This window comes from uncultured Moraxella sp., assembly GCF_945873075.1.
Classification (GTDB): domain Bacteria; phylum Pseudomonadota; class Gammaproteobacteria; order Pseudomonadales; family Moraxellaceae; genus Moraxella.
Genome location: NZ_CAMCBS010000004.1, coordinates 39,758 through 52,330, shown reverse-complemented (window position 1 = coordinate 52,330; position 12,573 = coordinate 39,758). Strand labels below are relative to the sequence as shown.

At 48.0% G+C, this 12,573-nt stretch carries 11 protein-coding genes; 3 read left to right on the top strand and 8 right to left on the bottom strand.

The genetic code is table 11. The features are described 5' to 3' along the window. Positions 1-109: 109 nt before the first annotated feature. Positions 110-748, top strand: a complete 639-nt coding sequence (locus Q0N89_RS02285) for a UPF0149 family protein (RefSeq protein WP_294033191.1) — start codon at positions 110-112, stop codon at positions 746-748. A 9-nt stretch (positions 749-757) separates the two neighbouring features. Further along, a complete protein-coding gene (ribF, locus tag Q0N89_RS02280; RefSeq protein WP_294033190.1) occupies positions 758-1,744 on the top strand; it encodes a riboflavin biosynthesis protein RibF in 987 nt (328 codons plus the stop codon). Between the two features lie 129 nt (positions 1,745-1,873). Here ribF and Q0N89_RS02275 read toward each other — a convergent pair whose 3' ends face one another. From Q0N89_RS02275 to lgt, 8 genes are all read right to left on the bottom strand, one after another. Further along, a complete protein-coding gene (locus Q0N89_RS02275; RefSeq protein ID WP_294033189.1) occupies positions 1,874-2,110 on the bottom strand; it encodes a DUF2789 domain-containing protein in 237 nt (78 codons plus the stop codon). A 224-nt stretch (positions 2,111-2,334) separates the two neighbouring features. After that, positions 2,335-3,321, bottom strand: a complete 987-nt coding sequence (locus Q0N89_RS02270; protein ID WP_078253282.1) for a malate dehydrogenase — start codon at positions 3,319-3,321, stop codon at positions 2,335-2,337. Between the two features lie 200 nt (positions 3,322-3,521). Then, a complete protein-coding gene (gene ubiM, locus Q0N89_RS02265; RefSeq protein ID WP_294033188.1) occupies positions 3,522-4,715 on the bottom strand; it encodes a 5-demethoxyubiquinol-8 5-hydroxylase UbiM in 1,194 nt (397 codons plus the stop codon). A 184-nt stretch (positions 4,716-4,899) separates the two neighbouring features. Further along, positions 4,900-5,334 carry a hypothetical protein gene (locus tag Q0N89_RS02260; protein ID WP_294033187.1) on the bottom strand — a complete coding sequence of 145 codons (435 nt, stop codon included), beginning with the start codon at positions 5,332-5,334 and terminating at the stop codon, positions 4,900-4,902. Positions 5,335-5,415: 81 nt separating this feature from the next. Beyond that, positions 5,416-6,459: an FAD:protein FMN transferase gene (locus Q0N89_RS02255; protein WP_294033186.1), complete on the bottom strand. Its 1,044-nt coding sequence runs from the start codon at positions 6,457-6,459 to the stop codon at positions 5,416-5,418. An 11-nt stretch (positions 6,460-6,470) separates the two neighbouring features. Next, positions 6,471-6,989 (bottom strand): dihydrofolate reductase, encoded by a 519-nt coding sequence (locus Q0N89_RS02250; RefSeq protein ID WP_294033185.1) that lies wholly within the window; start codon positions 6,987-6,989, stop codon positions 6,471-6,473. A gap of 1 nt (position 6,990) precedes the next feature. Beyond that, the gene (locus Q0N89_RS02245) at positions 6,991-7,833 is read right to left on the bottom strand and encodes a thymidylate synthase (protein WP_294033184.1); all 843 of its coding nucleotides are present in this window, start codon (positions 7,831-7,833) and stop codon (positions 6,991-6,993) included. Then, the gene (gene lgt / locus Q0N89_RS02240; RefSeq protein ID WP_294033183.1) at positions 7,833-8,708 is read right to left on the bottom strand and encodes a prolipoprotein diacylglyceryl transferase; all 876 of its coding nucleotides are present in this window, start codon (positions 8,706-8,708) and stop codon (positions 7,833-7,835) included. The genes Q0N89_RS02245 and lgt overlap by 1 nt, the downstream gene beginning before the upstream one ends. A gap of 235 nt (positions 8,709-8,943) precedes the next feature. Here lgt and smc point away from each other — a divergent pair, with 235 nt between their 5' ends. Beyond that, on the top strand, positions 8,944-12,564 hold the full coding sequence (gene smc / locus Q0N89_RS02235) for a chromosome segregation protein SMC (protein WP_294033182.1): 3,621 nt from the start codon (positions 8,944-8,946) through the stop codon (positions 12,562-12,564). The last annotated feature ends 9 nt before the right edge of the window (positions 12,565-12,573 follow it).

Here is a 12,573-nt window from a genome sequence, read left to right as displayed (position 1 = left end):
GGTGTGATTTTGGCAAAAGATTGCCCTTGTGATTTGCCAAAATGGACGCATAAATGCATCGGCTGTGATATAATCATGGGTTTGATTTTGAATAATAAAAGGTGTGGCGATGGCGACTGATTTTATGTCAGGTTGGGATGACTGGACAAAGGCATTTGAAACATGGACAGATGTGTCAATTAGCGAATTGCACGGTATTATGACGGGCATCATGACAGTGTGCAATGCGACGGATGTCGATGGTTGGACGCAGATTTTAGAAGAGCTAAGCTTTGAAGTGCCAAGCGAAGATGCGCTAGAGCTATTGACCGAATATGCCGAAGATGTCAGCTTTGCGCTCAAAGACAAAGACGATGCCTATGGCTATGAGCCACTTGTGCCTGATGATGAGCATGAGCTGTACGAACGAGTGCTTGCGCTCAAAGATTGGGCAGGTGGCTATATCACCGGTATCGGTGTGGCAGGTATCAGCCTAAGAGATGATGAAAATGAGCTGATTCGCACGCTGATGGAGATTGCTGCCATTCGCCTAGATGACGAAGAGAGCCTAGAAGGTGGCGAAGAGATGTGGCTACATCTGTTTGAGTTTGCCCGTATGGTGCCTGTACATCTAGCGACTCGCAAGCGTATCGATGTCAAAAGCTTGCCACTGATTAAGGGCTTGTCATTAGATGCCAAAACTGCCAAAGAAGTCGCCGCCGATAAGCTATCAGTCCCTGTGATTGATGCGATGGCGAGCAAACAATAATCGATACTCATGCAACTCATTCATCTAAATCCCAAACAGCTACCAACCCTGCCACCGCTTGCGATGACCATCGGCAACTATGACGGTGTGCATTTGGGTCATCAAGCCTTATTGACCGCTTTGGCAAATGATGCCAAGCAGATGGGCTTTGCATCGGCGGTGATGATTTTTGAGCCGCAGCCCAGAGAGTTTTTTGTGCCGCACAACCCGCCTGCGAGACTGACGAGCCTTGACGAAAAAGCAGCCTACATCACTGAGCTCGGCGTGGATTATCTGATTGTGGCAAGCTTTGATGATGAATTTCGTTCATTATCTGCCAGCGACTTTGCACTGATGCTCAAGGGGCTAAACACTCGCCATTTGGTGCTGGGCGATGATTTTCGCTTTGGGCATGACAGAGCAGGGGACAAGGCATTTTTGGCGGCGGTAGGCTTTAGTGTCGATAGCCTAGATAGTATCATGCATGATAATCAGCGAGTAAGCTCATCGCTTGTAAGACAAGCTTTGGCAGATGGTCGCTTGGATAGTGCCAAAGGGCTATTGGGTCGGGATTATGCCATCACAGGGCGTGTGGTGCACGGCGATAAGATTGGGCGTACGCTTGATTTCCCAACGGCGAATATTACGCTAAACCGTATCAAGCCTGCCTTGCACGGCGTCTATGGGGCGGATGTGTTTGCTTATCGGGATGGCGTGGCACTTGATTGGGCGACACTTGCTCATGATGACGCTGTCGGTGTGGCAGGTGTGGCACAAGGTAGTCTCTTTGGGGCGGTGAGTGTCGGTCTGCGTCCATCGGTGGGCGGTCAAGATTGGCGTATTGAAGTGCATTTACCGAAGTTTGATGGGGATTTGTACGATGTACAATTAACCGTCGTATTTCGGTATTTTTTGCACGGCGAACGCAAGTATGATGGCATGGATGCGCTAAAGGCAGGTATCAGTCAAGATGTGGCAGAGTTGCTTGCGTGGCGAGCATCTGTATCTGATGAATAACGACCATAATATAAAGACTGCCACATAAAGACTAGGGTATAAAAAAGTGGCATAAAAAAGCTAGGCTCACCATAAACCTAGCTTTTTTCCGAGTATTGGCTGTGTGTTTTCGCCAAGTGGTATGTTTGCTTATTGACCATGCAAGCGAGCGTTTAGCTCATCGAGCACCATCGCCCACACAGCGTCTTTTCGCCATTCTTCACGGACAAATGCTATTTGGCTGTCGTTCCAAAATGGAGCTTGGTCAAGCTGTGTGTCTTCGTCCAGCTGATGGGCGGCGATGAATTTTTCGATGGCTTCATCACTGCTGTCGAGTCCAAGCTGAGCAAATAGCTCGTTCATGGTGTATTCGATGTTTCCTAACATAGTCTAGTCCTGCTTTTGTGGGTTGGTTGATTTTGTTTGGATATAGCTTTTCAAAACCATGACTAGATTGTAACAGCTTATACTTAGCGAATCTTTACAAAATTGTATTGGCTGTGTAATCAAACACTTGTTACGGTGTATAACTTCTCAAGTCTCGCCATATTCATTGCACAAAAAATGCCCAATTCAGATGAATCAGGCATTTTTTTTTGGCGGTCAGTCAATTATGCAAATAGATGGTCAATCGCTGCACGCTCTTCTTCAAGCTCGTTTAGAGTGATGTTGATGTATTTTTGGCTAAATTCATCAATCTCTAGACCTTGAACGATTTTGTATTCGCCATTTTCGGTGGTCACAGGGAAGCCGAACATTACGCCTTCTGGGATGCCGTATGAGCCATCTGATGGGATACCCATAGTTACCCATTCGCCGTTCGTGCCTAGTGCCCAATCACGCATATGGTCGATGGCAGCGTTTGCAGCTGATGCAGCTGATGACAGGCCACGAGCTTCGATGATGGCTGCACCACGCTTACCAACGGTAGGTAGAAATACATTAGCATTCCATTCTTGGTCGTTGATCATGTCTTTGACGCTCTCGCCATTGATGGTGGCAAAGCGATAGTCAGCGTACATGGTTGGGCTGTGGTTGCCCCAAACAGTTAGGTTTTTGATGTCTTTGACTTGTTTGCCAGTTTTCTTCGCTACTTGGGTCAATGCACGGTTGTGGTCAAGGCGTAGCATAGCAGTGAAGTTCTTAGCAGGTAGGTCTGGTGCTGATTTCATTGCGATATAAGCGTTGGTGTTCGCTGGGTTGCCCACGACCAATACTTTGACATCACGGCTAGCGACATCGTTAAGTGCTTTACCTTGAACGGTGAAAATTTTAGCATTTTCTTGTAGTAGGTCAGCACGCTCCATGCCCGGGCCACGTGGACGAGCACCGACTAGTAGGGCATAGTCAGCATCTTTGAATGCGACATTTGGATCGTCAGTGCCGATTACATCAACTAGCAGTGGGAATGCACAGTCATCTAGCTCCATGATGACGCCTTGTAGGGCTTGTTGTGCTTTTTCGACAGGTACTTCTAGTAGCTGTAGGATAACAGGCTGATCCTTGCCAAGCATTTCGCCAGATGCGATACGGAATAGTAGGCTGTAGCCGATTTGACCAGCTGCGCCAGTAACAGCAACACGAACAGGTTGTTTCATGGTAAATCCTTCTTTGTTAAGGTGTTAAGTATAAAAACCTTGTGAGTATCATCAATTTTTCTGATGATGCCATCACAATCGCAATTAGTTTAGCACTTTTACCATCAAAAGACAAAGCCAAAAATGCAAAAATCCAAATTGAGTATGCTTCAATTTGGATTTGGTATAGCAATTATACAAAAGATGGCAAACAGCGCACATCAGCCAACAAGCTGTTTGGCAATCCAGTGCTTGACAGGCGGTAGGTTGTTACTCACTCGTAGTGCCAAATCACGCACCGCACGCACAGGCTTGCGATCATCGGTAAATAGCGACACCATCGCATTGGTGCCGTGATACAGTGGGCGAGTATGGACTTGATGACGACGATTAAAGGTGGCGAGCAGGCGATCAGATGCGATATCACGACCCATGCGGTGTGCTTCGATGATGAGTGGCGCTAGGATATCGGCGCTGATAAGTCCTAGATTGTAGCCGTGTGCGGTCACAGGGTGCATACCGACAGCGGCATCCCCGATGAGTGCGGCACGCTTGGCGTGGAACTGATGTGCGTGCACACCCATCAGTGGGTAGTGATGCACTGATCCTGCAATGCTAAATGTACCAAATTGATCGCCAAACATCCGCTGTGCTTCACTGGCAAGTGCTTGTGGTGATAGGCTAAGTAGGGCATCGGCTTGGGTGTTGTCAAGGGTGATGACGCAGTTGGTCAGATGGTCATTGAGCGGTAATAGGGCAAGGGTGCGACCGTACAAGAAATATTCTTGGGCAGTTGCGCCATTGGATAGCGGATGACTGACTCGAAACACAATCACCGTCCGCCCAAAGTCATGCATATCCGCACCAATCCCAAGCATACGACGCACGCCAGACAGTCGGCTATCAGCAGCAATCACCAAATCCGCTGTCAGTGTGCGACCATCGGCAAGGCTCACCGTTGCCTGCACATCATCGGTCTTGACATCAGTGACCCCAATCTCGGTAATCAGCGTGACATTATCCATCGTCGCCACTTCGTCATAGATGGCTTTGCGGATATTGTGATTGGAAATCAGATTGCCCAGTCTATCTAGCGAACGCATGGATTTCATTAGGCTTGGCACTTGAAAATGCAGGGCATAATCAAGTGTACCGCTATACACTTTGGCATCGACCAGCGGATAAATCTCATCGGGATTGAAGCGTTGCCATGCGCCAAGATTTTGTAGGATTTCTTTTGAGCGATTGGTCAGGGCGATTTCACGGCCGTCATAGGCAGGATTTTGCAGGCTTGATAAAGGGGCTTTTTCGATGATGGTCAAGCGCAACTCGCTACCCTTAAAATAGCGAGCAAAGGCAAGCCCAGCAGGGCCTGCACCGACGATGATGATATCGCTATGCGTGGTGTCGCTCATAAAAATCCCCTAAAAATCACACAGTGTCAAAAGTCAATGTTTGGTTGCGCCAAAATCTTGTTAAGCCTTGCTAAGCGTTATCAAGTTTTTCAAACCTTTTAAGCTTTGCAAAGCATTTAAATCATGCCAAGCCAAAATTATCAAAAAAGCAAATAAGCGCATCTTGACAAACGCCCAAGATGGCTTAGTTTTGGCGTTGATAATTTGCCAATTCGTTACGAATGGTGGTCTTTAGCCAAGCACGCAAATCATCAGACAGCTGACTCATGTGGTCGCCCAAAAACTCATCAATCTGCGCTGATAGATTGTGATTTAGGCGAGCTTCAAGCGCTTGTAGGTCATTATCGGTCAGCGTGGCGGTCGCTTCGCCATCTAATGATGTGGTGTCAAGGCTGTGCACCAGTCGCATGGCTTGGGTATTGGTACTGCTGCCATCTTGCATAAAGCCTTGCATCGCTTGATTAAAATCAGGATGGCTAAAGCGAAAATCGCTCACAGGCTCACTGCTATCAAGCAGGCGAATGATGTCATCAAGCTCATCATAAACAGCAGAGCGAGCACTGGCAGGCGTGCCAAGCCAACGCTTAGCAAACTGAATACTGGGTGAAAAATTTGCCATGATTATCCCTTATAAAAATAGAATATCTGTATTGTAAATCAAACACTAAGCCAAAGTAAACATCAAGCCATCAATAGCGTGCTATTTTGGGAATTGTTGTTGCATGGCGTCGGTTTTGACGATGTCAAAGCCGGTTTTGCCAGTGTTTTCGATGACGAATAGGGCTTGGATGCCTTCACGATTGGCAAGCTTGAGCGCATCTGCGTACGGCATGGCGGTCAATGCCGTCGCCCAACCATCCGCCAAAGCCACGCTGTCATGTAGCACAGTCACGCTTGGGGCATTGCCTGCGACAGGATTGCCTGTGGTGGGGTTGATGGTGTGGCTGTAGCGTACGCCATTGTATTCAAATGAATTGCGATAACCACCCGAAGTAGCAATATGTAGCGAGCCATCTTTTGGCTGTGTCAGCGTCGTGATGGTGTCACGGGTCTTGACTGAGCTGTCAATGACAGGCGCATCGACCGCAAGTGTCCACGGCTTGCCCTTGTCATTTTGTCCAAGGGTGGCAACTTCACCGCCAATCTCGACCATGTAGTTTGTGATGCCATAGCCATCTTTGAGCGTCTGAGCGATGACATCGACGGCATAGCCTTTGGCAATCGCCGAAAAATCCAGCCCCAAGCCATCGACGGTTTTGTGAATTTGTGTGCCATTGACCACGACTTTATCAAGTCCGATGAGTGCCTGAGCCTTAGCAATCTCATCGGTGCTTGGTGGGGATTGTAGTCGCTCAACGCTTTTGTGTTTGCCAAATCCCCACAGCTCAACGAGCGGATACACCGTCGGATCAAAGGCATGATCAGATGCTTGATAGATGGCTTGGCTGTCGCTTAGCACTTTGGCAAAGTCGGCATCAATCTCGATCGGTGTTGCCGATGGCAGGCGATTAAATTTGCTAATCGTGCTATCGTCCATATAGGTGGACATACTGATATTGATGGCGTCTAAGCGTTTATCAATCGCATCTTGGATGGCTTTGGTATCAGCGCCGTCAGGATGCTGATAGCTGATGTGGTAGCTTGTACCCATGGTTTGCCCTTCGATTTTTTGATAAGTTGGCTTGTCACTGCAAGCGCTGATGAGAGCGGCTGAACAGATGATGGCAATCGGAGCGTATTTCATGGGTGTACCCTTTATGCTGTTTTGGTTTTTTGATAAGTAACAAAACGATACGCCAAACCGCTTTTGTCACAGATATGCGTATCGCTTTGAGCCACTTTGATAAAATCATCGCTGATGACAGGATAATAAGCATCACCTGTGATGTCGATATCTACTTCGGTAATCTCAAGACGGTCAGCCATCACAAGGCTCTGCTGATAAATCTCACCACCGCCGAGGATATAGATGGCAGACTGGCCACGAACAGCGGCATCAGCTTTGGCTGCGGCGATGGCATCATCGAGCGTATGCGACACGGTCACGCCATCGTGATGAAAGGTCGTGTCACGGGTGATGATGTGATGACTGCGGTTCGGCAATAAGCGACCCAAAGACTCAAAAGTCTTACGCCCCATGACAATCACACCGCCTGTGGTGATGTTCTTAAAATGCTGTAAATCAGCAGGGATGTGCCATAGCAGCTGATTGTCCTTGCCGATACAGTGGTTCGTGCTTTTGGCGACGACATGGATGATATCGATATCTGTCATATCAGACCGCCACGGCTGCTTTGATGGCAGGATGTGATTGATAATTTTCAATCGTGATATCATCAAAGCCAAACTCAAAAATGTCTTTGATGTCAGGGTTTAGCTTAAGCTGACACAAGGGTAGTGGCTCACGGCTAAGCTGAAGTTTGGCTTGTTCAAAGTGATTGCTATATAAGTGCGTATCACCGCCCGTCCAGATAAATTCACCCACATCAAGACCGCACACTTGGGCAATCATATGTGTCAGCAGTGCATAGCTTGCGATATTAAATGGCACGCCCAAGAACACATCGGCACTACGCTGATACAGCTGACAGGATAATTTGCCATCAATCACAAAAAACTGAAACAGCGTATGGCACGGTGGCAGTGCCACTTGTCCTGCTTCGGACGGGTTCCAGCCCGAGACAATCAGACGGCGAGAGTTGGGATTGGTTTTGATTTCGTTAATCAGCCAAGTGATTTGGTCAAAGCCATCGGCATTGTACGCACCATCGGTATTTTTGCTTGCACCAAAATTACGCCATTGGTGACCATAGACAGGCCCGAGCTCACCTGCAGGACGACCAAAGCGAGCGGTCTGTTCGGCGGTCGCCCACTCATCCCAGATGCTGACGCCATGGGCTTGCAGATAATCCACGCAGGTATCGCCTTTTAAGAACCATAGCAGTTCATGGATGATGGATTTCATGTGGACTTTTTTGGTGGTCAGTAGCGGAAAGCCCTTTGATAAATCAAAACGCATCTGATGACCGAACACCGAGCGAGTGCCTGTGCCTGTGCGGTCGCCTTTATCGCCACCAGTTTCTAGGATGTGCGTCAGTAGCTCAAGATATTGTTTCATTAGGCTTGTTTCCAATCATAAATGCGTTTTTGATACGCCATTACCATTAAGATAATACCAAAAATAATCATCGGCAAACTGTATAATTGCCCCTTACTCATCCACCCAAAAATCAGCTCATAGCCGACATCTGGCTGACGGAAAAATTCGGTGATAAAACGGCTGATGCCATAGCCCAACAAGAACAATGCAGACACCGCATAGCGTGGGCGTGGCTTGGATGAGAACCACCATAGCAGGATAAATAGTAGTACGCCTTCGGTCGCTGCTTGGTATAGCTGTGATGGATGGCGTGGTAGTAACAGATAGCCACCGATATTGGTCGCAACGCTTTGTAGGGCGGGATTGGCTTGTAATAGCTCAAAATCAGCATTGGCTGCCTGCGGGAAATACATCAAATGGCTGATGTCGGATGTCGAGACACGACCCCATAGCTCGCCATTGATGAAGTTGCCAATTCGCCCAAATAATAGACCTGTCGGCACACACGGCGCAATAAAATCAAGCACGGTAAACGGCGCTTTTTTGTATTTATGGGCAAAATACCACATCGCAAGTAGCACACCGACAAAGCCACCGTGAAAGCTCATACCGCCTTCCCAGACGCGGAATAGGTACAGCGGATTGGCAATAAATTCGCCAAAATTATACAAAATCACATAGCCGATACGACCGCCGAGAATGACGCCCACCGAGCCAAAAAATACCAAATCAGAGACCATCTCAGCGGTAAAATCGGTGCGAGATTTGGTGCGATACCAAGCCAAAAAATAAGCCATGCCAAAGGCAAGCAGGTACATCAGACCATACCAATGTAGCTGAATGACGCCTAAGTCTAGGGCGATGGGGTTAAACTGCGGATGAGTAATAGCCATATTTATTCTCAATTATTTTCATTATTTGTCGATGCGGCTTATTATAGCTTATTTTATGGCATTTAACACCCACCAATCACCGCCATGCAGGCAAGTGTACCAAGATGAGCGCTCGTGGCTTGATTTATTCATGTCCAATTTTTTGGATAAACTTCTGCGTCCATCCTACAATTGCCCCAAAATTTGCTAAAAATTTGTTAAAATAGCCATTTTATTTCACATCGACGACAGACGAATGCGACTCAAATCCCTAAAACTTGCCGGCTTCAAATCTTTTGCCAACCCAACTACATTCACCTTTAAGCACGACATCACTGCCATCGTCGGGCCGAACGGCTGTGGCAAATCCAATGTCATCGACGCTATCCGCTGGGTGTTGGGCGAGACATCCGCCAAGCAGCTGCGTGGCGGGGCGATGAGTGATGTCATCTTTGCCGGTGTCGAAGGGCGAGCCGCCAAGAGCCTTGCCAGTGTTGAGCTTGTGTTTGAGCACACCCAAGATGAGACGCACGGCATCCGCCATGAGCTCAACCTTTACCAAGAGCTTAGCCTACGCCGACAAGTCACCAAAGATGGCAAGTCAGATTATTTTATCAATGGTCAGCGAGTGCGTCGCCGTGATGTGGTGGATGTGTTTTTGGGTACGGGGCTTGGCGCACGCAGTTATGCGGTGATTGAGCAGGGGATGATTGGGCGTATCGTTGAGTCTAGCCCCATGCAGCTGCGTGAGTTCATTGAAGAAGGTGCAGGCGTCTCACGCTATCAGGTACGCCGAGCCGATACCGAGAAGAAACTTGCTGAGACCCGAGATAATCTTGAACGCTTATCCGACTTACAAGGCGAGCTCAAAAAACAACAAAAAACACTCATCCGCCAAGCTGAATCCGCCAAGCAATATCAAGCCTTGAGCGATGAATTGCAGGCATTGCACCGTGATGATTTGGTACGCCGACTGTTCGAAGCGTGGCAATATCACGAGCTCAAAAAAGGTGAGCAGGGCAAATCCAGCGATGAGCTTGCCAAGCTTGAGATGGAAGTCGCTCGGGTACGCCGTGAGCTTGATGCGCTGTCTGCTCGTGTCGCCGAAGGTCAATGGCTCAAAGACGAAGCACGGGATAAATATCACAATGCACAGATGGCAGAGCAGAGTGCTCAGCACAATTTTTATACCGTCAATAGCGAGCTTGCCCAAAGCGATGAGAAAATCACTCGCCTGATGGCTCAGCACCAAGAAGCACTTGCCAATATCGAGCACGCCACCGCCGAGCTTGCCGAGATTGATAGTCAGCTTGCCAATATCACCCCTGATACGATGGCTCTTGAGCAGGCGGTGAATGATGCCAAACAGGTGCTAAGTGACGCCCAAGAAGCTTGGCAAAAACAGCGTGATGAACTATCTGTCATCACCCAAGACAAGAATAATTTGGATAATCGCAAAAAACTTGTCGAATCACAAATCGCTCGCCTAAAAGATGCTCAAAGCAAATGGCAAAAACGCAGTGATGCGCTCGATGCCGAACAAGCAAGCTTTGTTGATATTAAGCAAGAACAAACCGAACAAAAAGCCTATCAAGAACAAATCGCCAATCTTAAACTTAAGCTTGATAATCTATCCGATCATGATGAGCTCAAATCTCGTCATGATGCGCTTAGTGATGCCGTCAAGGCGCTACAAGTCAGCACCCAAGCTCAAGAAAAACGCCATGCGGTGCTGATGGGCGAATATGATATTTTGCATAAGCTTGTGCATACACCGACCGCCAATCAAACTAGTGCGACAGCAGGCGATAATAATGATTTGCAAGACTTGCCAAGCCTTGAGAATAGCCTGATGCCAAGCAGTGCAGGGCATGAATATGCCAGCGTGCTGGATCAATTTTTGGGATTTTGGCTTGGCGCTAAGCTCAGCACGCAGCTGCCGATGGCTCAAACGCAAAGCGTACCTACCAAAGATGGTGTGAATCTATTATTAAAATCAGGTAAAAAAAGTGATACTGCCATTACCACCAGTGCTATCATGGCAAGCGATGCAATTGCCAAATTACCCAAAACAATCAGCGAGCGACTGATTCGCTTAGATCAGCTATTTAGCACGCCGACTTTGGAGATTTTTGGGCGTACCTTTTTATATACAGGCGATGATGCGCTTGATGAGATGGATACAAGCCAATTGATTGGCGTGATGATTTTGACCAAGACAGGCTGGCTGATTGGCAGTTTTGGTATGGTGCATATCAGCCGTTTTGGAGAAACAGGCAGTCAATTTCTTGCACAAAAACAAGCACATATCGAGCGACTTGCCGTGCTCGAAGATGAGCTTAATACACTAGAAGATGCACTGGGTGCTGACCAAAAACAGCTCAAAACTCAGCAAAATCTGCTTGAGCAGACCAAAATCGAGCTTGAAGAAGTCATCGCCCAAAAAACCGCCACCACCGCACAGCTACACAGCGCCGAAAAAGCACTGACCACGCTGACCGCCAAGCTTGAAGCGGACAAAATCCGCCGTGACAACCACGCCAAAAACCGCCAAGCGCTGGATGATGAGCGAGCAGAGCACCAAAAAGAGATGAGCGAGCTTGATGCGCAGATGAGCGACTATCAAGCGCAATTAACCGAGTTTGCCCCACGATTTGAGATGGCGAACCAAGCGATGACGGTGCTGACGACACGCATTGATGAAGCGAACCAATTGGTCAAGACCAAAAACGATGCCTATCAAGCCATGCAGCTTAAATTTGGCACATTAAGCCAAAGCAAAACCCATGCCGAACGCCTACTTGATATGGCAAAAAACAGCGCCATGCAGACGACGGCAGACATCGAAGTCACCAAAAAACACCAAGAAACCTTACAAGAAAAATTACCAAAGCTTGAAGAAGCGTTCAAAGCCGCCAAGATGATGAGCCACGAACTCAAAATCTCAAGCGATGAATATGAGGCCGCTGCCAAAGCACTACAAATTGCCCAAACCAAGCTACAAGATGAGCTGACCGAAGCGCATGGTAAATTTGCCACCGCTCAAGCGCAGTCTGCACAAATCAGTGCTGATGCAGCGGTGGGCGAGAGCCGTATGCAGGATTTGGGCGATGAATTGCTACGCTTTGATGAAGGCTTTAATCTGCCGGCGACTTTGGCAGAGTTTCGAGCCAATCCCAACCAGCAGTTTATCGACCATAGTCAAAAACGAGAAGATATCAAAGCACAAATCGCCAAGCTTGGTGCGGTAAACCTAGCCGCTGCCGCCGAACTTGCCGAGATTGAGGCGCGTGTGTCGCCAATGGATGAGCAGATCCAAGACATCACCGACAGCATGAAAAAGCTTGAAGATGCCATCAAAGCGATTGATGAGAAGACCAAATCGCTGTTTTTGACGGCATTGAATGCGGTGAATAAAGAGCTCAATGCCTTATTTTCTAAGGTGTTTGGCGGTGGTCAAGCAAGCCTTAGCCTAATGGAAGATGAGAGCCTATCCAAGGCGGATAAATGGCGGGCAGGGCTTGTGCTGATGGCACAGCCAAAAGGCAAGAAAAACTCACGCCTAGCGGTATTATCTGGTGGTGAGAAGACCTTGACAGCGCTTAGCCTAATCTTTGCGATTTTTAAACAGCATCCAGCGCCGTTTTGTGTGCTTGATGAAGTGGATGCGCCGCTTGATGATGCCAATGTCGGACGCTTTACGGGGCTGATTCATGAGCTGGCTGATGATGTGCAGTTTATCTTTATTAGTCATAATAAGCTTGCCATGCAAATCGCCGATGAGCTCAAGGGTATCACTATGCCGACAGCAGGGATTTCAAGCCTTGTGACGGTCAATCTAGAAGAGGCAGAGCAATATTTGGAGTCGACAGTGTAGGGCTTGAGA

What these genes read in the sequence shown, in the direction of transcription:
- Q0N89_RS02285 (WP_294033191.1), top strand. Translation starts at nt 110, where the DNA reads ATGGCGACTGATTTTATGTCAGGTTGGGATGACTGGACAAAGGCATTT.
- ribF (WP_294033190.1), top strand. Translation starts at nt 758, where the DNA reads ATGCAACTCATTCATCTAAATCCCAAACAGCTACCAACCCTGCCACCG.
- Q0N89_RS02275 (WP_294033189.1), bottom strand. Translation starts at nt 2,110, where the DNA reads ATGTTAGGAAACATCGAATACACCATGAACGAGCTATTTGCTCAGCTT.
- Q0N89_RS02270 (WP_078253282.1), bottom strand. Translation starts at nt 3,321, where the DNA reads ATGAAACAACCTGTTCGTGTTGCTGTTACTGGCGCAGCTGGTCAAATC.
- ubiM (WP_294033188.1), bottom strand. Translation starts at nt 4,715, where the DNA reads ATGAGCGACACCACGCATAGCGATATCATCATCGTCGGTGCAGGCCCT.
- Q0N89_RS02260 (WP_294033187.1), bottom strand. Translation starts at nt 5,334, where the DNA reads ATGGCAAATTTTTCACCCAGTATTCAGTTTGCTAAGCGTTGGCTTGGC.
- Q0N89_RS02255 (WP_294033186.1), bottom strand. Translation starts at nt 6,459, where the DNA reads ATGAAATACGCTCCGATTGCCATCATCTGTTCAGCCGCTCTCATCAGC.
- Q0N89_RS02250 (WP_294033185.1), bottom strand. Translation starts at nt 6,989, where the DNA reads ATGACAGATATCGATATCATCCATGTCGTCGCCAAAAGCACGAACCAC.
- Q0N89_RS02245 (WP_294033184.1), bottom strand. Translation starts at nt 7,833, where the DNA reads ATGAAACAATATCTTGAGCTACTGACGCACATCCTAGAAACTGGTGGC.
- lgt (WP_294033183.1), bottom strand. Translation starts at nt 8,708, where the DNA reads ATGGCTATTACTCATCCGCAGTTTAACCCCATCGCCCTAGACTTAGGC.
- smc (WP_294033182.1), top strand. Translation starts at nt 8,944, where the DNA reads ATGCGACTCAAATCCCTAAAACTTGCCGGCTTCAAATCTTTTGCCAAC.